Below are 20792 nucleotides of genomic sequence, written 5' to 3' on the forward strand. Positions count from 1 at the left end.
ACTACCCCTGTGGGAGCGAACCTGTGGCGAGGGGGCTTGCCCCCGTTGGGCGGCGAAGCTGCCCCAAAATCTCTGAGGTACCAAAGATTTTGTGAGTGCTGCGCACTCAAACGGGGGCAAGCCCCCTCGCCACAGGGATTGCGGGTATTTCACAGGGGATTTTGCGGTGTGCTCAGATGAGCGGGCCGCGCGGGTAGCGCTTGAGCTTTTCGATCAGCTCGGATCCCGGGATAGGGCGGTCGAACAGATAGCCCTGGCCAACGTCGCAGCGGTGACGACGCAAGAACGCAAGCTGCTCGGCCGTCTCGATGCCTTCCGCCACGACCTTGAGTTTCAGGTTGTGGGCCATGGCGATCACTGCGGAGGTGATTTCCATGTCGTCCTGGTTGTCCGGGATTTCGTGGATGAAGCTGCGATCGATCTTGATGATGTCGATCGGGAATTTTTTCAGGTAACTGAGCGACGAATAACCGGTGCCGAAGTCGTCCATGGCCAGGGTCAGGCCCAGGCGCTTGAGCTGGTCGAGCTGCAAGTGGGTGTCTTCGGTGGCTTCGAGCAACAGGCCTTCGGTCAGCTCCAGCTCCAGCAGGTTCCCCGGCAGCGCTTCTTCCTTGAGGATGTTGGCGATGGAGGCCACCAGGTCCGGGTCGGAGAACTGCTTGGGCGACAAGTTGATCGCCACCTGAAGATTGCCCAGGCCGGCGGCGGTCAGGTCTTTGCTCATGCGGCAGGCCTGGCGGGCGATCCATTTGCCGATGGGGATGATCAAGCCGGTTTCTTCGGCAACGCTGATGAACTGGTCCGGGCGGATCATGCCTTTTTCCGGATGGTTCCAGCGCAGCAGCGCTTCCATGCCCAGCAGGCGACCGCTGCGCAGGCACAGCTTGGGCTGGTAGAACACGTCCAGCTCGTTCTGGGTCAGGGCGCGGCGCAGGTTGTTCTCGACGAACAGCTTGTAACTGGCCTCGGCGTTCAGCGCTTCGGTGAACACCTGGACCTGGTGTTTGCCGTTGGCCTTGGCCTTGTGCAGCGCCAGGCCGGCGTTGCGCATCAGGGTCTGTGGATCGCGACCGTGCAGCGGCGCGCAGGCCAGGCCGACGGAGCCGGTGACGCTGATCAACTGGTTGTCGACGAACATCGGCTTGTCGAGGGTCGCCAGCAATTGGTTGGCGACGTGCTGGCCCATTGCGAGGTCGGTGTTGTCCAGCAACACGGCGAATTCGTTACTGGCGAACCGCGCCAGGCTGCCGCTCGGGCTCAGGCTGTTGCGCAGGCGCCGGGCCAGGCTGATCAGCAGTTTGTCGCCGGTCTGGTGGCCGAGGCTGTCGTTGATGCGCTTGAAGTTGTCGATGTCCACCAGCAACAGGCTGATCGGCGTATCGCTGTCTCGGGCGAAGCGCTCGTCGAGGTTGCGGATGAACGCCGGGCGGTTGCCAAGGTTGGTCAGGTTGTCGGTGTAGGCCAGGCGCTCGATGCGCTGCTGGGCGAGCTTGGTCTGGGTGATGTCTTCGTAGATGCCGATGTAATGCGTCAGCTCACGGTTGTCGCCGTAGACCTTGGAAATCGACAACTGGCCCCAGTAGGGTTCGAGGTTTTTACGGCGGCTCTTGAACTCGCCCTGCCAACTGTTGCTCTTGGCCAGCGCCGAGGGCGCGTCGAACAGCAGCTCGCTGAGGTTTTCCAGTGCCGGCAGTTCCGACAGGCGCTGGCCGTGGACTTCTTCGGTGGTGTACTGGGTGATCGCCGTGAAGCTCGGGTTGACGTATTCCACCACGCCATCGCAATTGACCAGCAAAAAGGCGTTGGCGCTTTGCTCGACCGCACGCTGGAACAAATGCAGGGCACTGGTGGCGGTGCGGCGGTTGTGATTGTTGATGACCTGAGCGAACTGATCGGCCAACTCGCCAGCGAAGGCGATTTCATCCGACTGCCAGGCGCGAGTCGCGCCGGTCTGTTCCAGGCACAGCACGCCGACCACCTGGCCGTCGACACGAATACTGGCGTCGAGCATCGCGTTCACATCGCGCGGGCGCAGGCTCTCGGCCATTTCCCGGGTGCGTGGGTCGCGCATGGCGTTGTGGGCGTCGATGGCGCGGCTGCTGTGCAAGGCGTCGAGGTAATCGGGGAAGCCGCTGACGTCGATCGGGTCCGGCAGTTGGTAATCCCCGGAGGCGCGGTGATAGGCCGAGATCGGCACCAGCAGCGAGCCTTCGAGGTTCCACAGGCTGGCGCAATCGATTTCGTAGATATCGCACGCGCTACGGGTGATCAGTTCGGCGGCTTCTTGCAGGGAATTGTTGGTGCTGTAGCGCTGGCGGGTCAGCAGCAGAATCAAGTCTTGCTGGGCGCGCACCCGGTCCAGGTGCTGCAGTTGTTCCAGCTGGGCGCGCTGATTGAGCTCCAAGGCGATTTGCAGGCGCGAGTTCTGCGTTTCCAGGTCCAGCGACGGCAGCAGCGGTTCACCCTCGAACAAGCCGTCCACGACCATCAGGTAGCCGCGCAGCAGGTGTCGATTGTGTTGGCGGTAGGCTTCGCCGAGCTCGAGCAGGCTCAGGGAGCCCTTGGCGGTGTGCAGCTTGTAGCGGATCAGGTAATGCGGGCCGTCGCTGAGTTGCTGCTGAATCGCGTCGTGCAGCTGATAGCGCGCTTCGGGCTCCATCAGGCTGGCGTAAGGTGAGTCGACCAGGGCACAAAGCTCCACGGCCGGCAGACCAAACTGTCGTTCGCAATTGGGATCGAGAAACAGCAGTGCCCAGCTAGCTTCATTCAGCCGTTCGAAACGCAGCATGCCGAGCCGCGAGGGCACAGGCAATTGCGTCACTACCTCGGCCACCATACGGCTGGCGGCATCGGGTTGGCTTTTCATTGAGGGAAACTCGCTTCGAATGTGCTGATCGCGCCGGGCTCTCGCCCTCTTTACTGTTGCCTGCGGCAAGGTTGCATCATTGCGACACTGACTGACAAGAGACATGAAGGCCAAGTGCTATAAGAATATGTCGGCAGGGGCGAAGATTTCTCCAGCAAGAGCCGAAAACTAATGCATTTGGCCTCAGTGCCTTAGCGCAACGGGATGCTGATCGATTGCAGGCGCTTTCCATTGCGGTCGTGGTAATTGACCTGAATCTGCTCCCGATCCACCACCAGATGGGCGAAGTTGTCTTCGCTGACCACCTCGCTGGTCAATTCATGTCGATAGTCTCCCGCAGCGGTTCGTGCCAGTGCCTGATCGAGAATGAAGGCTGATGCGGAGGCATACGGCAGCAGTTTGCTGTTGCACAGGGGTGACGACACGATGGTGTGTACTTCGAAGTCCGGATCCTCGCTGTGGGTCAGTCGGCTGGTCAGAGAGCCGTGGACATCGCCGGAAACGAAGATGACGTTCTTGATGCGATGCGTACGAATCGTCTCCAGCAGCCGTAGGCGTTGTTCCGGGAAGGCTTTCCAGGCGTCATCCCCGTTGAGTTTGCGGTCGGGGTAGAACATCACGCTGGTAACCACGAACTTGACCCGGGCCGGGCTGTGGATCAGCCATTTACACAGCGCCTGTTCCTGATCTTCGTCGAGGATGCGTCGATCATCGGGCGACAGATTGCGACGGGTCCGGCTGTCGGTGACAAACCATTCAATATCGCCCTCGGCGAACTGATACCAATACCGTTCAAGCTTTGGGCTTAATTGTCCATTGGCTAATAAGGTATGCGCCGGGCTGTGGCTGGCCTGATATATCTCATAGGCTGCCATGGCGTTCTTATATAAATAAGCATCGGCCTTGCTCTCGTTGGCAGGCCAGTTGTCTTCTATTTCATGGTCGTCGAGGATCATATAAGTCGAAATATTGGACATTAATCTGGTGATATTCGGCTGAGAAAAGGCCGCGCGATACTTGCTGAGTATTTCCTTGTATTCCCGGTCGGGCGCAATGACGTTCAAGTCATCCACGTAGATTTGATCGCCCGTCATCAGCATCGCGCTGATGGGTGGTTCCGCCCGCTGCGCGAGTTCGGTGATCGCGGCAAAAATCCGGTCGCCGGCCTGGGGGGCGATGGCCACACCCGCTGTCAGGCGCAGATAGCGGCATGAACCGACAATGTACGCTCGCGCAATGCCGGCTTTGCTGGACCGGGTGCGAAAGCGATAAGTCTCTCGTGGCCATTGCAGCGGCAGTTCCTGGACGGTTTCCACGGTATGCACCGGGCTCATGGGACTGAACCATCCGGCCTGGTATTCGTACACGGTGTCGGTGGCGAGGTTTTTCAGTGCAATCACATCGGACATGTCACGCAAGATAGACAGTTTGGTAAAGACGCCTTGCGACCAACGCTCTTCTCCAATGTGCCGATAACGAACGCCGGCAAATACCAATGAATTTTCTTGAAGTTCGCCGCGCAGGAAAATACGTACGTGGTTAGTTGTAGTGTGGCCAATAATAGGGCCGACAGTCGGTTTAAACATGTTCGAATCCGTTCGAAATAACGCTAACTAAGCAATGAGGTTTTCAGTGTGTATAAGAAAACTCCGTCGAACTAAGCCTAGTTATTAAATAGCAAAAAATATCGAGCGAAAGTCGCCGTGAGTTGTGGGTGATGTAAGCCACGACTGTAGGAAATTACTTTATTCAAGGCAAAAAAAGCCCCGCCAAATTGGCGGGGTTGAGGTACGAGCGTGGCGCTCGGAAAACGAGGAACGCGACAGGCCCTCCGGTGAAGGAGGGCCGGCCGGTGTTACAGCAAGATGGTGCGGATGTCCGCCAGCAGGCTGCTCAGACGCTGGGTGAAGCGTGCAGCAGCGGCGCCGTTGATCACGCGGTGATCGTAGGACAGCGACAGCGGCAGCATCAGTTTCGGCTGGAAGGCTTTGCCATCCCAGACTGGCTGGATGGTTGCCTTGGAAACACCGAGGATCGCCACTTCCGGCGCGTTGACGATCGGCGTGAAGCCGGTGCCGCCAATGTGGCCGAGGCTGGAAATGGTGAAGCAGGCGCCTTGCATGTCGTCAGCGGTGAGCTTCTTGTCGCGGGCCTTGGCGGCCAGCGCAGCGGCTTCGGCTGCCAGTTGCAACAGGCTCTTCTGGTCGACGTTCTTGATGACCGGTACCAGCAGGCCTTCAGGGGTGTCGACGGCGAAGCCGATGTTCACGTACTTCTTGCGAATGATCGCCTTGCCGCTGGGTGCCAGCGAACTGTTGAAGTCCGGCAGTTCCTTGAGCAGGTGCGCGCAGGACTTGAGCAGCAGCGGCAGGATGGTCAGCTTGACGCCGGCCTTCTCTGCAACGGCTTTCTGAGCAACACGGAACGCTTCCAGGTCGGTGATATCAGCCGAATCGAACTGAGTCACGTGCGGAATGTTCAGCCAACTGCGATGCAGGCTCGACGCGCCGATCTGCATCAGGCGAGTCATCGGCACTTCTTCGGTTTCACCGAAGCGGCTGAAGTCCACGACCGGAATCGGCGGAATGCCGGCGCCGCCGGTTACGCCAGCTGCGGCGGCCGGTGCTTCCTTGGCCTTCTGCATCATGGCTTTGACGTAAACCTGCACGTCTTCTTTCAGGATGCGACCGTGCGGGCCACTGGCGCCGACGGCGTTCAGCTCGACGCCGAACTCGCGAGCCAGTTGGCGTACAGCCGGGCCAGCGTGAACCTTGGCGCCCGGCTTGGCCGGTGCAGCGGCAGGTGCGGCAGGTGCCGGAGCAGCAGGCGCCGCGGCGGCCGGAGCAGGAGCGCTCGGTGCAGCAGCAGCGGCTGGAGCTGGAGCAGCGGCCGGAGCAGCCCCTTTGACTTTCAGCTTCAGGATCAGGTCGCCGGTACCGACTTCGTCATCCAGCTTGATGGAAACGCTTTCCACCACGCCAGCGGCAGGCGATGGAATTTCCATGCTCGCCTTGTCGGATTCCAGGGTGATCAGCGACTGGTCGGCAGTGACGGTGTCGCCTGCCTTGACCAGCACTTCGATGATCTTGGCCTTGCCCGACGAACCGATGTCCGGGACATGAATGTCTTGAACACTGTCGGCAACCGGTGCAGCCGGGGCTGCAGCGGCAGGTGCCGGAGCAGCAACAGGCGCAGCGGCTTGAGCTGGCGCGGCCGCAGCAGGGGCCGCAGCACCCGCCACTTCCAGGTCCAGGATCAGGTCGCCGGTGCCGACTTCGTCGTTGAGCTTGACGCTGATGGCCTTGACCACGCCAGCGGCAGGCGATGGGATTTCCATGCTCGCCTTGTCGGATTCCAGGGTGATCAGCGACTGATCAGCCTCGACGGTGTCGCCGACCTTGACCTGGATCTCGATGATCTGGGCCTTGCCCGCCGAACCGATATCCGGCACGTGCACTTGCTGAACCGAAGCGGCAGCAGGTGCGGCGGCTGGCGCTGGAGCAGCGGCGGCAGGAGCGGCAGCCGGTTTCTCTTCAGCTTTGGCAGCCGGTGCAGCCGCAGGGGCCGCATCAGCGGCTCCTTCGACTTCCAGCTCCAGCAGTTCGTCGCCTTCTTTCAGGCGATCGCCCAGCTTCACTTTCAGGCTTTTGACGATGCCGGCCTTGGGAGCAGGGACTTCCATGCTCGCCTTGTCCGATTCCAGCGTCAGGATGCTCTGTTCGGCTTCGATACGGTCGCCGACCTTCACAAACAGTTCAATTACTTCACCTTCACCGCTGCCGATGTCAGGTACGCGAATGAGTTCGCTCACAGAGTGTCTCCTCAGCAGTCCAGTGGGTTGCGTTTTTCCGGGTTGATCCCGAACTTGGCGATGGCTTCAGACACCACCTTAGGTTCGATATCACCACGGTCAGCCAAGGCTTCCAGGGCTGCCAACACCACGAAATGACGGTCGACTTCGAAGAAGTGACGCAGCTTCTTGCGGCTGTCACTGCGGCCGAAACCGTCGGTGCCCAGGACTTTGAATTCCTTGGACGGGACCCACTGACGAATTTGCTCAGCGAACAGCTTCATGTAGTCGGTAGACGCGATGACCGGACCTTTACGGCCGTTCAGGCACTCTTCGACATAGCTCAGTTTAGGCTTCTGGCCCGGGTGCAGACGGTTGGTGCGCTCGACGGCCAGGCCATCGCGACGCAGTTCGTTGAAGCTGGTAACGCTCCAGACGTCGGCGGCAACGTTGAACTCTTCACGCAGAATCTTCGCCGCTTCACGGACTTCACGCAGGATGGTGCCGGAGCCCATCAGCTGTACGTGGTGCGCCGCTTCGCGGGTGTCTTCCTCGAGCAGGTACATGCCCTTGACGATGCCTTCCTCGACACCGGCCGGCATGGCTGGCTGCTGATAGGACTCGTTCATCACGGTGATGTAATAGAAGATGTCCTGCTGTTCTTCGGTCATCTTCTTCATGCCGTCCTGAATGATCACCGCCAGCTCGTAGCCGTAGGTTGGATCAAAGGTGCGGCAGTTCGGGATGGTACCAGCCAGGATGTGGCTGTGACCGTCTTCGTGTTGCAGGCCTTCGCCGTTCAGCGTGGTCCGGCCTGCGGTGCCGCCGATCAGGAAGCCACGGGTACGGCTGTCGCCGGCAGCCCAGGCCAGGTCGCCGATACGCTGGAAGCCGAACATCGAGTAGAAAATGTAGAACGGCAGCATTGGCTGGTTGTGGCTGGAGTACGAAGTACCGGCAGCGATGAAGGAGCTCATGGCGCCCGCTTCGTTGATGCCTTCTTCGAGGATCTGGCCCTTCTTGTCTTCCTTGTAGAACATCACCTGGTCTTTATCGACTGGCTCGTAGAGCTGGCCGACGGACGAGTAGATGCCCAACTGGCGGAACATGCCTTCCATACCGAAAGTACGGGCTTCGTCCGGGATGATCGGAACGATGCGCGGGCCGATTTCCTTGTCCTTGACCAGCTGCGCGAGGATCCGCACGAAGGCCATGGTGGTGGAGATTTCACGGTCGCCCGAACCATCAAGAATGGCCTTGAGGGTATCGAGGGACGGAGTCGGCACGCTGAAACTTTGCGCGCGGCGCTGTGGCACGAAACCGCCCAGTGCAGTGCGGCGCTCGCTCAGGTAGCGGGCTTCGGCGCTGTTTGGTTCTGGCTTGAAGAACGGCAGGTTTTCCAGCTCTTCGTCGCGCACAGGAATATCGAAACGGTCGCGGAACAGCTTCAGGCTTTCAACATCAACCTTCTTGGTGTTGTGCGCGGTGTTCTTCGCTTCGCCGGCACCGGTGCCATAACCCTTGATGGTCTTGGCCAGGATGACGGTTGGTTGTTCTTTGTGGTTGACCGCTTCGTGGTACGCCGCGTAGACCTTGTACGGGTCGTGGCCGCCACGGTTGAGTTTCCAGATCTCGTCGTCGGACAGATCAGCAACCATCGCCTTGAGTTCTGGCGAGTTGAAGAAGTGTTCACGCACGAACGCGCCGTCTTTGGCTTTGTAGTTCTGGTACTCGCCGTCGATGACTTCGTCCATGCGACGTTGCAGGATACCGTCGACGTCTTTGGCCAGCAGTGGGTCCCAGAAACGGCCCCAGATGACTTTGGTCACGTTCCACTGAGCACCGCGGAACACGCCTTCGAGTTCCTGGATGATCTTGCCATTGCCGCGAACCGGGCCGTCGAGGCGCTGCAGGTTGCAGTTGATGACGAAGATCAGGTTGTCGAGCTTCTCGCGGCCAGCCAGCGAGATCGCGCCCAGGGATTCCGGCTCGTCGCACTCGCCGTCGCCCAGGAAGCACCAGACTTTCTGCTTGCCTTCAGGGATGAAGCCACGGGCTTCCAGGTACTTCATGAAGCGTGCCTGGTAGATCGCCTGGATCGGGCCCAGACCCATGGATACGGTCGGGAACTGCCAGAAATCAGGCATCAGCCAAGGGTGCGGATAGGACGAGAGGCCCTGACCGTCGACTTCCTGGCGGAAGTTGTTCATCTGGTCTTCGGTGATGCGGCCTTCCATGAACGCGCGGGCATAAACGCCTGGCGAGGTGTGGCCCTGGAAGTAGATCAGGTCGCCGCCGTGTTCGTCGGTCGGGGCCTGGAAGAAATAGTTGAAGCCGATGTCGTACAGGGTGGCGCTGGAGGCGAAGCTGGAGATGTGACCGCCCAGGTCAGAATCTTTCAGGTTCGTACGCATCACCATGGCCATCGCGTTCCAGCGCACCAACGAGCGAATGCGGCGTTCCATGAACAGGTCGCCAGGCATGCGTGCTTCGTGGGTTACGGGAATGGTGTTGCGGTATGGCGTTGTGATGGCATAAGGCAACTGCGAACCGCTGCGGGTTGCGAGTTCACCCATACGGGTCATCAGATAGTGAGCGCGGTCTTCGCCTTCTTTGTCGAGAACCGATTCCAGGGCGTCCAGCCATTCCTGGGTTTCGACGGGATCGAGGTCTTGCATGGCTTGCTCCAGGGCGGAAAGGCTTCCAGAATCGGTTGCCTGAGTTTGCGACTGGCCTTGTGGGCAGACGATATAAATTCTTGGATTGCCGAGTGGTAGGTTCCGGCGGCGTGTAGTTTTACTACAAATCATCGGGCATTTCAGCTATCTGGATGTATATACGAGTAGTAAAACTACAGATGAGCGGCTTGTGGCCTCCGGCTGCGTTGTGAGAATAATCGTTAAGGTTGGTCTTTTGCCAACCGAAAAAGGTGAAAGCTTGATGCTGTCTGCCAAAAACAAAGAAATTTCAGCTATTTCTAACCTTTGTTCGACAGTCGATCACGTAGTGCGATTTGAAAATTCACTACATGCCGCCCTCTACACGCCGATCAAGGATAGACCATGAGCCTCCCTGTGCTTGCCGAACTGCCCGGCATTCTCCTGCCGTTTGTCACCCGTGCCGAGCAGTCGTTCCGCACCGCCGTGGCCGAACTGGAAAACGACCATGGCCTGTCTGCCTGGACGCCTGAGCGCTGGGCGCAATTCGCCCGCGTCACCGCCGCCAGCGACTTCGTGACCGAACAGTGTGTGCGTGACCCTTTGATGTTGCTGACGCTGGTGCAGTCCGGCGAACTGGACCGCAGCTTTGCGCCCGGCGAGCTGTGCGGACAGATCGCGGCGGCGGTGAATGCGGCTGAAACCGAAGACGAGCTAGGTCGTGTCCTGCGCCGTCAGCGCACCCGTCATCAAGTGCGGATCATCTGGCGTGACCTGACTCGCCAGGCCGACCTGATCCAGACCTGCCGCGACCTCTCGGACATGGCCGATGCGAGCATCGATCAGGCCTATCAGTGGTTGTACGCGCGGCATTGCCAGCAGTTCGGTGTGCCGACCGGCCGGCGCAGTGGCGAGCCGCAGCAAATGGTCATCCTCGGCATGGGCAAACTCGGCGCCGTGGAACTCAACCTGTCGTCGGACATCGACCTGATCTTCGCCTACCCCGAGGGCGGCGAAACCGTCGGGGTGAAACGCTCGCTGGATAACCAGGAATTTTTCATTCGCCTCGGCCAGCGCCTGATCAAGGCACTGGACCCGATGACCGTCGACGGTTTTGTGTTCCGCGTCGACATGCGCCTGCGGCCTTACGGCTCTGCCGGCGCGCTGGTGCTGAGCTTCAACGCGCTTGAACAGTATTACCAGGACCAGGGCCGCGACTGGGAGCGCTACGCGATGATCAAGTCGCGGGTGGTGGCCGGCGATCAAGTGGCCGGCGCGCAACTGCAAGAAATGCTGCGCCCGTTCGTTTACCGACGTTACCTCGATTTCTCGGCGATCGAAGCGCTGCGCACCATGAAGCAACTGATCCAGCAGGAAGTGCGGCGCAAGGGCATGGCCGACAACATCAAGCTTGGGTCGGGCGGCATTCGCGAAGTTGAATTTATCGCCCAGGCGTTTCAGCTGATCCACGGCGGTCGCGACTTGAGCCTGCAGCAACGTCCTCTATTAAAAGTGCTGAGCACCCTGGAAGGTCAGGGGTATTTGCCGCCGGCGGTGGTCAGCGAACTGCGCGAAGGCTACGAATTCCTGCGTTACACCGAGCACGCGATCCAGGCGATTGCCGACCGCCAGACCCAGATGCTGCCGGACGGCGCCCAGGATCAGGCGCGCATTGCCTTTATGTTGGGCTTCGCTGACTGGGAGGCTTTCCATGAGCAGCTGATGTATTGGCGCGGCCGCGTGGCCTGGCACTTTGGTCAGGTGATCGCCGACCCCGATGAAGAGGAAGGCACCGAAAGCGAAGTGGTGGTCGGCGGTGAATGGCTGCCGCTTTGGGAAGAAGCCCAGGATGAAGAGGCCGCTTGCCGCCAGTTGGAGGAGGGCGGTTTTGCCGATGCCACCAAGGCCTTGAAGGCGTTGGCCGGTTTGCGCAACAGCCCGCAATTGCGCGCGATGCAACGCTTGGGGCGCGAGCGCCTCGATGCGTTCATTCCGCGGTTGCTGGCTCAGGCGGTCGAGCATGCCAATCCGGATCTGGTGCTGGAACGCGTGCTACCGCTGGTGGAAGCGGTGGCCCGTCGCTCGGCGTATCTGGTGTTGCTGACCGAGAACCCCGGCGCGCTGCGGCGTTTACTGACGTTATGCGCGGCAAGTCCGTGGATCGCTGAGCAAATCACCCGCTTCCCGCTGCTGCTCGACGAATTGCTCAACGAAGGCCGGTTGTTCAAGCCGCCCATGGCGCCGGAGTTGGCCGCCGAGTTGCGCGAGCGCCTGACGCGGATTCCCGAAGACGACCTCGAACAGCAAATGGAAGCCCTGCGTCACTTCAAACTGGCGCACCGGTTGCGGGTCGCTGCCTCGGAAATCGCCGGCAGCCTGCCGTTGATGAAAGTCAGCGATTACCTGACCTGGCTCGCTGAAGCGATCCTCGAACAAGTGCTGGCGCTGGCCTGGCGCCAAACCGTGGCCAAATACGGCACGCCACTGCGCACCGACGGCACCTTGTGCGATCCGGGCTTCATCATTGTCGGTTATGGGAAAGTCGGCGGGCTGGAATTGGGGCATGGTTCGGACCTGGACCTGGTTTTCATCCATGACGGCGATCCGCAGGCCGAGACTGACGGGGCGAAACCCATCGACGGCGCGCAATTTTTCACCCGGTTGGGGCAGCGGATCATTCATTTGATTACCACCCAGACCAACTCCGGTCAGTTGTATGAAGTCGATATGCGTCTGCGACCTTCCGGTGCCTCGGGGTTGCTGGTGAGCTCGGTCGGGGCGTTTGCCCGGTATCAGGAGAACGAAGCCTGGACCTGGGAACATCAGGCGCTGGTACGGGCGCGGGTGCTGGTGGGCAGCAAAGATGTTGGCCTGGCGTTCGAGAAGGTCCGCGCGGCGATATTGGGCAAACCACGGGACCTGGCGACTTTGCGCCAGGAGGTGAGCGAGATGCGCGCCAAGATGCGCGATAACCTTGGCAGCAAGAGCACCGCGGCCGGCACCGCGGCAAATGCCTTCGAGGCCACGGCGCCGTTCGATCTCAAGCAGGACGCCGGAGGTATCGTCGATATTGAATTTATGGTGCAATACGCGGCCCTGGCGTGGTCCGAAACACACCCGCCATTGCTGCGCTGGACAGACAACATCCGCATTCTGGAAGAGCTGGAACACGAAGGGCTGATGCCCGCCGAAGACGCCAGCCTGTTGCGCGAGGCCTACAAAGCCTACCGCTCCGCCGCGCACCGGCAGGCCTTGCAGAAGGACGCCGGGGTGATACCGGGTGACCAGTTTGTAGATGAGCGCCGGCAGGTATTGCGGATCTGGAAAGAGTTGGGGCTAAGCTGAAGCTGACTCGGGACGTGGCGGGCTTTTGTGGCGAGGGAGCTTGCTCCCGCTCGGCTGCGAAGCAGTCGTAACCCAGTCGGCGCGGTTTGCCAGATGAAATTCAGTAGCAGGTTTTGGGGCTGCTTCGCAGCCCGGCGGGAGCAAGCTCCCTCGCCACAGAGTTTTATGCTGATTGATATTGATGTGTATGAAATTGATCCGATGAGCCCCAACCGGCTCGTCCAAATGACCTGACAGCCAAGGCTGCGGGTGCTGGATTCTCGAGGCGGGGAGGCGTATGCCTCCCCGGTTCGTTTATGGAAACCACATGAAAATTCTGATCGTTGGGCCCAGTTGGGTCGGTGACATGGTGATGGCGCAGACACTGTTTCAGTGTCTCAAGCAACGCCACCCGCAATGCGAAATCGACGTCCTGGCCCCCGAGTGGAGCCGGCCGATCCTGGAGCGCATGCCCGAAGTCCGTCAGGCCTTGAGCTTTCCGCTCGGTCACGGCGCCCTCGAGCTGGCGACGCGTCGGCGCATCGGCAAATCCCTGGCCGGCCAGTACGACCAGGCGATCCTGCTGCCAAACTCCTTGAAGTCGGCGCTGGTGCCGTTCTTCGCCGGTATCCCGAAACGCACCGGCTGGCGTGGCGAGTTCCGCTACGGCCTGCTCAATGACGTGCGCACGCTGGATAAAGATCGTTATCCGCTGATGATCGAGCGCTTCATGGCGCTGGCTTATGAGCGCGATGCCGAACTGCCAAAGCCGTATCCACGACCGAGCCTGCAGATCGATCCGGTCACCCGCGAGGCGGCACTGGCCAAGTTCGGCCTGACCCTCGACCGTCCGGTGTTGGCCCTGTGCCCCGGTGCCGAGTTCGGCGAATCCAAGCGCTGGCCGTCCGAGCATTACGCCAAGGTCGCCGAAGCGAAGATCCGCGAGGGCTGGCAAGTCTGGTTGTTCGGCTCGAAAAACGATCACGCGGTCGGCGAAGACATCCGCGCGCGGCTGATTCCCGGTTTGCGTGAAGAGTCGGTGAACCTCAGCGGTGGCACTTCCCTGGCGGAAGCCATCGACTTGATGTCCTGCGCCGATTCGGTGGTGTCCAACGACTCCGGCCTGATGCACGTCGCCGCGGCGTTGAACCGTCCGTTGGTAGCGGTCTACGGCTCGACATCTCCGGGGTTCACGCCACCTCTGGCCGAGCACGTCGAAATCGTACGCCTGGGCCTCGACTGCAGCCCGTGCTTCGATCGCACTTGCCGTTTCGGTCATTACAACTGCCTGCGCCAGCTCATGCCGCAAGCGGTGAACGAAGCCTTGCAGCGGTTGCAGGGCACTGTGGTCGAGGTCAAATAGTTTGCGCGTTCTGCTGATCAAGACTTCTTCGCTGGGCGACGTGATTCACGCGTTGCCGGCGTTGACCGACGCGGCGCGGGCGATCCCCGGCATCACGTTCGACTGGGTGGTGGAAGAAGGCTTTGCCGAAATCCCGACCTGGCACCCGGCCGTGGGCAAGGTGATTCCGGTGGCCATCCGTCGCTGGCGCAAGAACCTTTGGCAAACGATCAAGAGTGGCGAGTGGAAGCGCTTCAAGCAAAGCGTTCGCGCCACCCCATACGATCTGGTGATCGACGCTCAGGGCCTGCTGAAAAGCGCCTGGCTGACGCGCTATGTCAAAGCACCGGTCGCAGGACTCGACAAGGACTCGGCGCGCGAACCCATCGCCGCACGTTTCTATTCCCGTCGCCTGGCCGTGGGCCGTGGACAACACGCGGTCGAGCGAGTACGTCAATTGTTCGCCCTGGCGCTGGGCTATGACCTGCCCAAAGGCCTGGGCGATTACGGCCTGAACGTCGAACGCCTGGTGGAACTGCCGCGCAAGAATCCTTACGTGCTGTTTCTGCACGGCACCACATGGGACACCAAACACTGGCCGGAAGCCTATTGGCGCGAACTGGCCGAGCGCGTTGGCTATCTCGGCGTCGCCGTGAAGCTGCCGTGGGGCAATCCGGTCGAGAAGGCCCGGGCCGAACGCATCGCTGCCGGGTTCCGGCATGTCGAAGTGCTGCCCAAACTGAACCTGGCCGGTGTTGGCAAAGTATTGGCCGGCGCTCAGGCCTGCGTGGCAGTCGACACAGGCCTCGGTCACTTGGCCGCCGCGCTCGACGTACCGACCCTGTCGCTGTTCGGCCCGACCAATCCAGGCCTGACCGGTGCCTACGGCAAGGCGCAGATTCACATCGCCAGCGATTTCCCCTGCGCACCGTGCCTGCAAAAGAAATGCACCTATCAACCGACGGCCGAAGATGCCCGTCAGTTCGACCTGAAACGCGAGTGGCCCCTGTGCTTCACGCGTCTGAATCCCGAGCGTGTCGCGACCCGACTGAGCACGTTGTTACTGGCTGAGGAGCTGCGCTGATGCAATTGGCATTCGTCTTGTACAAGTACTTTCCGTTCGGGGGCTTGCAGCGCGATTTCATGCGCATCGCCCTGGAATGTCAGCAGCGCGGCCATCAGATTCGCGTCTACACGCTGATCTGGGAAGGCGATGTCCCGCCGGGTTTCGAAGTGCTGGTGGCGCCGGTCAAGGCGTTCTTCAACCATCGGCGCAACGAGAAGCTCAGCGAGTGGATGGAAGCGGACCTGGCCAAGCGTCCCGTGGACCGTCTGATCGGTTTCAACAAGATGCCGGGCCTCGACGTTTACTACGCCGCCGACGGCTGTTTCGAAGACAAGGCGCAGAACCTGCGCAACTCGCTGTACCGTCGCTGGGGCCGCTACCGGCACTTCGCCGAGTACGAGCGCGCGGTGTTCGCCAAGGACGCCAAGACTGAAATACTGATGATCTCCGAAGTCCAGCAGCCGCTGTTCATCAAGCATTACGACACGCCGCTGGAACGCTTTCATTTGCTCCCGCCGGGTATTTCCCAAGACCGTCGCGCGCCGGCCAATGCTGCCGGGATTCGCGCTGAATTCCGTCGCGAGTTCAACCTTAAAGACGATGAATTGCTGCTGGTGCAGATCGGCTCCGGGTTCAAGACCAAGGGTGTCGATCGCAGCCTCAAGGCGCTGGCCGCATTGCCCGCTGATCTGAAGAAACGCACCAGGCTGTTTGTAATTGGCCAGGATGACCCCAAATTATTCCAGATGCAGAGCGTCACTTTAGGGCTCGGCGACAACGTGACGTTCCTCAAGGGCCGCAGCGATATCCCGCGTTTCCTGCTCGGTGCCGACCTGTTGATCCACCCGGCGTACAACGAAAACACCGGGACCGTATTGCTCGAAGCCCTGGTGGCCGGGTTGCCGGTGCTGGTGAGCGCGGTCTGTGGTTACGCCCATTACATCGCCGAGGCCGACGCCGGGCTGGTGCTGGACGAGCCATTCGATCAGGCGCAACTGACCCAGTACCTGACCGGCATGTTGAACGACACTCAAGCACGGGCGGCCTGGAGCCGCAACGGTCTGGCCTTCGCTGAGACGGCCGACCTCTACAGCATGCCGCAGCACGCGGCCGATGTGATTCTGGCGGAGCACGCTTAATGAAGTTGATGCTGGCTGAACCGTTCAAGAGCCTTTGGGCCGGACGCGATGCGTTCACCGAAGTCGAAGGCTTGCAGGGCGAGGTTTACCGTGAGCTGGAAGCGCGCCGGACCTTGCGCACTGAAGTGAACGGCAATGGTTTTTTTGTGAAAATCCACCGCGGCATCGGCTGGGGTGAGATTTTCAAGAATCTGCTGACCGCCAAACTGCCGGTGCTCGGCGCGGGGCAGGAATGGAAAGCCATTCAACGCTTGAAAGAAGTCGGCGTGCCCACCATGACCGCCGTGGCTTATGGCGAGAAGGGCAGCAACCCGGCGGATCAGCACTCGTTTATCGTCACCGAAGAACTGGCGCCCACCGTCAGCCTCGAAGACTTCAGCATCGACTGGATCAAGAACCCGCCCGAGCCCAGACTCAAGCGCGCGCTGATCGCCGAAGTCGCACGCATGACCGGCATGATGCACCGCGCGGGGGTCAACCACCGCGACTGCTACATCTGCCACTTCCTGCTGCACACCGACAAACCGGTGACGGCTGATGACTTCAAGCTCTCGGTGATCGACCTGCACCGCGCCCAGACCCGCCCGGCGATCACTCAGCGCTGGCGCAACAAGGATCTGGCGGCGCTGTACTTTTCGGCACTGGACATCGGCCTGACCAGGCGCGACAAGCTGCGCTTCCTGAAGGGCTACTTCCAGCAGCCGCTGCGCCAGATTCTGGGCGAGGAAGCTGGATTGCTTGCCTGGCTCGAAGGCAAGGCCAACAAACTCTACGACCGTAAACAGCGATACGGGGATGCGCTCTGATGCCCGGTTGGAAGCTGGAACCTGATTACAGCGATCTGGCGGAAGATTTTGGCAGCCTGGAAGCGGTGTTTGCGCTTCAGGGCGAACGCCTGACCCGTGACCCGCTGTCCGAGGTTATCCGGGTCAATCGCAACGGCGTCAATTACTACGTCAAGCGCTACAGCGGCGCCGGCAAAGGTCTGCGCCGTTACTTGGGCAAACCACGGGTCAAGGCTGAATGGCAGAACCTCAAGCGCTTCGCCAAGTGGGGCATTCCGACCGCTGAAGTGGTTGCCTGGGGCCTGGAGCGGCGTGGCGCGGCGTATGCCCGTGGCGCGATGATCACCCGTGAACTGCCCAACACCGAAGACTTGTCGGCCCTCGCCGACCGTCACGATCCGAAGCTGGCGGACCGCGTCTGGGTCGATACCGTCAGTCGTCAGCTGGCCGGTTACACCCGGACCATGCACGACAACCGGTTCACCCATAACGATTTGAAGTGGCGCAACCTGCTGATCGACGATGACGCCAAGCTGTTCCTGATCGATTGCCCCAACGGCGATTTCTGGCGCGGCTTCTGGCTCAAGTACAGGATTACGAAGGACCTGGCCTGCCTCGACAAAGTGGCGAAATATCACCTGTCGGCGACCCAGCGCCTGCGCTTTTACCTGCAATACCGCCAGCGTGACCGGCTGAATGCCGACGACAAGAAACGCATCCGGCACGTGGTGAGATTTTTCGAGGGACGCGAATGACTGATTTCCTGGCCGCTGAAGACCGTGCGCTGCTTGAGCGTCATGGCCTCGGCACGTTCGACGCACTGTGGGCCAAGCAGCTCGACGCAGTGGATGAGCCCAACACCGTCGGTGGTGGCTGGAGCAGCGTGTTTCGGCTGGATCTGGAAGGTCATGGCTACTACCTCAAGCGCCAGAGCAACTACCTGACGCGCACCTTCCATGCGCCGTTCGGCGAGCCGAGTTTTGCCCGCGAGTTTCGTAACATCAGTCGTTATCAGAAGCTGGGCATACCGGCGCTGCAGGCGGCGTTTTTTGGTGAGCGCAAAGTCGACGGGGAAGTGCGGGCGGTTCTGCTGACCCGTGCGCTGGACGGTTGGGATGACCTGGATTCGCTGTTGCAGCGCTGGTCGGACCTGAGCGAAGCGCAGCACGTGGCCATTATGAAAGCCTGTGGCGAACTGGCGCGGCGCCTGCACGGCGTGCGCCAGCTTCACGGGTGTTTCTACCCCAAACACATTTTTCTGCAGGCCACGGGCGACGGTTATCAGGCGCAGTTGATCGACCTGGAAAAAACCCGGCCGTTGCTGTTCGGTCAGCGTGACCGGATCAAGGATCTGGAACCGTTGCTGCGTCGTGCGCCGGAGTGGACCGAAGCGCAGTTGCGCGAATTGCTGGCGGTCTACGTGGATCAGCCACGGGACAGTTCGCTGGTGGACAGTTGGGTTTCGCGCCTGACCGCGCGACGCAGTCGCAAGGAGACGCGCTGATGCGCTTGTCTGAACTGAAAAACGCCGGTCGCAGCCCGAGCCTGCCGCTGAGCATTTCGCTGGCCGATGCCGCCGGTCCCGCCGAGTTGCAGCTGCTGAGTCTGCTGCGCGTGTTGCCGGGGCAGCGTTACGTTGGTGCAGGCGTATGGCGCGGCCGTCCGGTGCTGGCCAAGTTGTTGGTCGGCAGCAAAGCGGCGCGGCATTTTCAGCGTGAGCGGTACGGCGTGCGTTTGCTCGCCGATCAAGGCCTGACCACGCCACAGCTGCTGGCGGACGGTTTGAACGAGGGCGAGGGCGGCTGGCTGCTGTTCGATTTCCTCGAAGGCGCCGAGAGCCTGGGGGATACCTGGAAAAAAGTCGAACATCTGCCGGTGCTGGCGGATATGCAAGGTGCCGTGCTGGCCGAGGCGTTAGGCGCCATTGGCCAAATGCATCGCAAGGGGCTCTGGCAGGAAGACCTGCATCTGGACAATCTCTTGCGTCAGCGAGGCCGGTTGTACCTGATCGATGGCGGCGGCGTCTGTGCTGAAACCCCGGGCCAGCCGCTGTCACGGCAGAAAGTCCTGGAAAACCTCGGCGTATTTTTCGCCCAGTTGCCCAAGTCGCTGGAGCCGTTCACCGAAGAGTTGCTGGTGTATTACCTGCTGAGCAATGGTGAACACGCGTTGCCGATGGAAGCGTTGCAGAAGCAGATCGACAAGGTTCGCAGCTGGCGCTTGAAGGACTACCTGATCAAGGCGGGCCGTGAATGCACGTTGTTCAGCGTTCAGCGCGGGGCGTTTGGCCTGCGGGCTATTCGTCGCGAGGAAGAAGCAGCGATGCTGCCGGTGCTGGAACAGGCCGATGCCTTGCTCGACCAGGGCCATCTGTATAAGACCGGCGGCGCGGCGAGCGTAGGAAAAGTCGAGGTTGATGGTCGGACGCTGGTGATCAAGCGCTACAACATCAAAGGCTTTGCGCACTGGCTCAAACGCTTCTGGCGCCCGAGTCGTGCCTGGCACTCGTGGCGCGAAGGCAATCGCCTGGAATTTCTCGGTATCGCCACGCCAAAACCGCTGGCGTTGCTGGAGAAGCGCTTTCTCTGGTTGCGCAGCCGGGCGTACTTGATCACCGAGTATCTGCCGGGGCCGGACATCATCGAACGCTTTGCGCCGTACGTTGAAAGGGGGGATGCGCCCGAGGCCGAGCTGGTGGCGCTGGATCATTTGTTTGCCGAGCTGATTCGCGAGCGCATCAGTCATGGGGATTTCAAGGGCCATAACCTGTTCTGGCAGCAGGATCGCTGGGCGCTGATCGATCTGGATTCGATGTGCCAGCATGGCACTGTGGGCAGCTTTGCCCCGGCGTATGCACGGGATCGGGCGCGGTTCATGCGTAACTGGCCTGAGAGCAGCGCGCTGTATCAGGTCATTGACCAGCGTCTGCCCAAAGACATCTCTGGCGCTGGCTGAATCGGGTCTTCGACCCTATCGCGAGCAGGCTCGCTCCCACAGTGGTTCTCCGTCGTACACAAAATATGTGTTCAACACAGGCCCCTGTAGGAGCGAGCCTGCTCGCGATGGGGCCAGAGCAGACACCCGAGATTAAGAGGACAAGTTCTTGTGAACCGTCCTACATGATCCACAGACCCCATGAACTGTGCCCTGAATAGCCACGATGCTAGTTTGCCTGACGTTCACGGAGGGCAAATCTTGACCATAAAAACGGCTGTTGCGATCAGTACTTTTTCACTGGCTCTATCCGGCTGCGGGACCGCTCTGACGGTGCTGCAGGATGACGAAGACGCCACTCGCGGGCTGCGAAAACAAAAAACCTACTGCCAGTCCATTCCCCGCATCTACAGCGGCCTGGCCTACGACTTCTGCATCCTCAATGCCCCGCCTGATCCCACCGGCGTCCTCGTCCCCTTCGTATTGCTGGACCTGACCTTATCGGGTGTCATGGACACCGTTTCCTTGCCCTATACGATTTACCGCCAGGCTATCGACGGCAATCTGAGTATTTACTGGCGAGCAGGCCGCGGGTAGCGCTTTTGTAATCCGGCGGGTGATGTGTCTAGTCCTGAAACAGGTTTTCCCTGTTTCAGAAAGCGAAAAGCCCCGATGAACTCACCGAGGCTATAGCGCCGACCGGGATCTCCCAGTCCATTTGAGCAGGAGCCTATGTCGACGTCTTTCTGCTGTCAACGCGTGAGCTTGCTGCTTGCCACTTCCCGCTAGAGGCTTGCCGCCGCTTTTACGCTATAATCCCGCCCTTTAGCTGTCTCTCGCCCCTTGCGAGGGGCACATCAATTTTTGAGGCGCTTGTCGCCTGCATGCA

13 protein-coding genes are annotated in these 20792 nt (G+C 60.6%); 9 read left to right on the forward strand and 4 right to left on the reverse strand.

The genetic code is table 11. From position 1 onward, the window contains the following. Nucleotides 1–172: 172 nt before the first annotated feature. The 4 genes from ACA060_RS02200 to aceE form a co-directional block, all read right to left on the reverse strand. Nucleotides 173–2866, reverse strand: coding sequence for a putative bifunctional diguanylate cyclase/phosphodiesterase (locus tag ACA060_RS02200; protein ID WP_497315129.1), 2694 nt, complete (start codon nt 2864–2866; stop codon nt 173–175). Nucleotides 2867–3057: 191 nt separating this feature from the next. Next, nucleotides 3058–4452: an alkaline phosphatase D family protein gene (locus ACA060_RS02205; protein WP_497315131.1), complete on the reverse strand. Its 1395-nt coding sequence runs from the start codon at nt 4450–4452 to the stop codon at nt 3058–3060. A gap of 269 nt (nt 4453–4721) precedes the next feature. Next, nucleotides 4722–6677, reverse strand: a complete 1956-nt coding sequence (gene aceF, locus ACA060_RS02210) for a dihydrolipoyllysine-residue acetyltransferase (RefSeq protein ID WP_497315133.1) — start codon at nt 6675–6677, stop codon at nt 4722–4724. 11 nt (nt 6678–6688) lie between these two features. Then, entirely contained in the window at nt 6689–9334 is a 2646-nt protein-coding gene (gene aceE, locus ACA060_RS02215) for a pyruvate dehydrogenase (acetyl-transferring), homodimeric type (RefSeq protein ID WP_109627652.1), read from the reverse strand. 384 nt (nt 9335–9718) lie between these two features. Here aceE and glnE point away from each other — a divergent pair, with 384 nt between their 5' ends. From glnE to ACA060_RS02260, 9 genes are all read left to right on the forward strand, one after another. Then, on the forward strand, nt 9719–12658 hold the full coding sequence (gene glnE, locus ACA060_RS02220; RefSeq protein ID WP_497315135.1) for a bifunctional [glutamate--ammonia ligase]-adenylyl-L-tyrosine phosphorylase/[glutamate--ammonia-ligase] adenylyltransferase: 2940 nt from the start codon (nt 9719–9721) through the stop codon (nt 12656–12658). Nucleotides 12659–12965: 307 nt separating this feature from the next. Further along, on the forward strand, nt 12966–14000 hold the full coding sequence (waaF, locus tag ACA060_RS02225; RefSeq protein ID WP_497315137.1) for a lipopolysaccharide heptosyltransferase II: 1035 nt from the start codon (nt 12966–12968) through the stop codon (nt 13998–14000). 1 nt (nt 14001) lies between these two features. Further along, nucleotides 14002–15063 (forward strand): lipopolysaccharide heptosyltransferase I, encoded by a 1062-nt coding sequence (waaC, locus tag ACA060_RS02230; RefSeq protein WP_109627655.1) that lies wholly within the window; start codon nt 14002–14004, stop codon nt 15061–15063. Then, nucleotides 15063–16184, forward strand: a complete 1122-nt coding sequence (locus ACA060_RS02235; RefSeq protein WP_497315139.1) for a glycosyltransferase family 4 protein — start codon at nt 15063–15065, stop codon at nt 16182–16184. Before waaC ends, ACA060_RS02235 begins: the two co-directional genes overlap by 1 nt. After that, complete coding sequence (rfaP, locus tag ACA060_RS02240) at nt 16184–16990, forward strand: lipopolysaccharide core heptose(I) kinase RfaP (protein WP_497315141.1); 807 nt, start codon at nt 16184–16186, stop codon at nt 16988–16990. Before ACA060_RS02235 ends, rfaP begins: the two co-directional genes overlap by 1 nt. Continuing rightward, a complete protein-coding gene (locus tag ACA060_RS02245) occupies nt 16990–17724 on the forward strand; it encodes a lipopolysaccharide kinase InaA family protein (RefSeq protein ID WP_497315143.1) in 735 nt (244 codons plus the stop codon). The genes rfaP and ACA060_RS02245 overlap by 1 nt, the downstream gene beginning before the upstream one ends. After that, nucleotides 17721–18473, forward strand: coding sequence for a lipopolysaccharide kinase InaA family protein (locus ACA060_RS02250; protein WP_109627659.1), 753 nt, complete (start codon nt 17721–17723; stop codon nt 18471–18473). Before ACA060_RS02245 ends, ACA060_RS02250 begins: the two co-directional genes overlap by 4 nt. After that, nucleotides 18473–19924 (forward strand): lipopolysaccharide kinase InaA family protein, encoded by a 1452-nt coding sequence (locus tag ACA060_RS02255; protein ID WP_497315145.1) that lies wholly within the window; start codon nt 18473–18475, stop codon nt 19922–19924. The genes ACA060_RS02250 and ACA060_RS02255 overlap by 1 nt, the downstream gene beginning before the upstream one ends. Nucleotides 19925–20164: 240 nt before the next feature. Continuing rightward, entirely contained in the window at nt 20165–20500 is a 336-nt protein-coding gene (locus ACA060_RS02260; RefSeq protein WP_497315147.1) for a YceK/YidQ family lipoprotein, read from the forward strand. The last annotated feature ends 292 nt before the right edge of the window (nt 20501–20792 follow it).

This window comes from Pseudomonas sp. LBUM1671 (assembly GCF_059695685.1).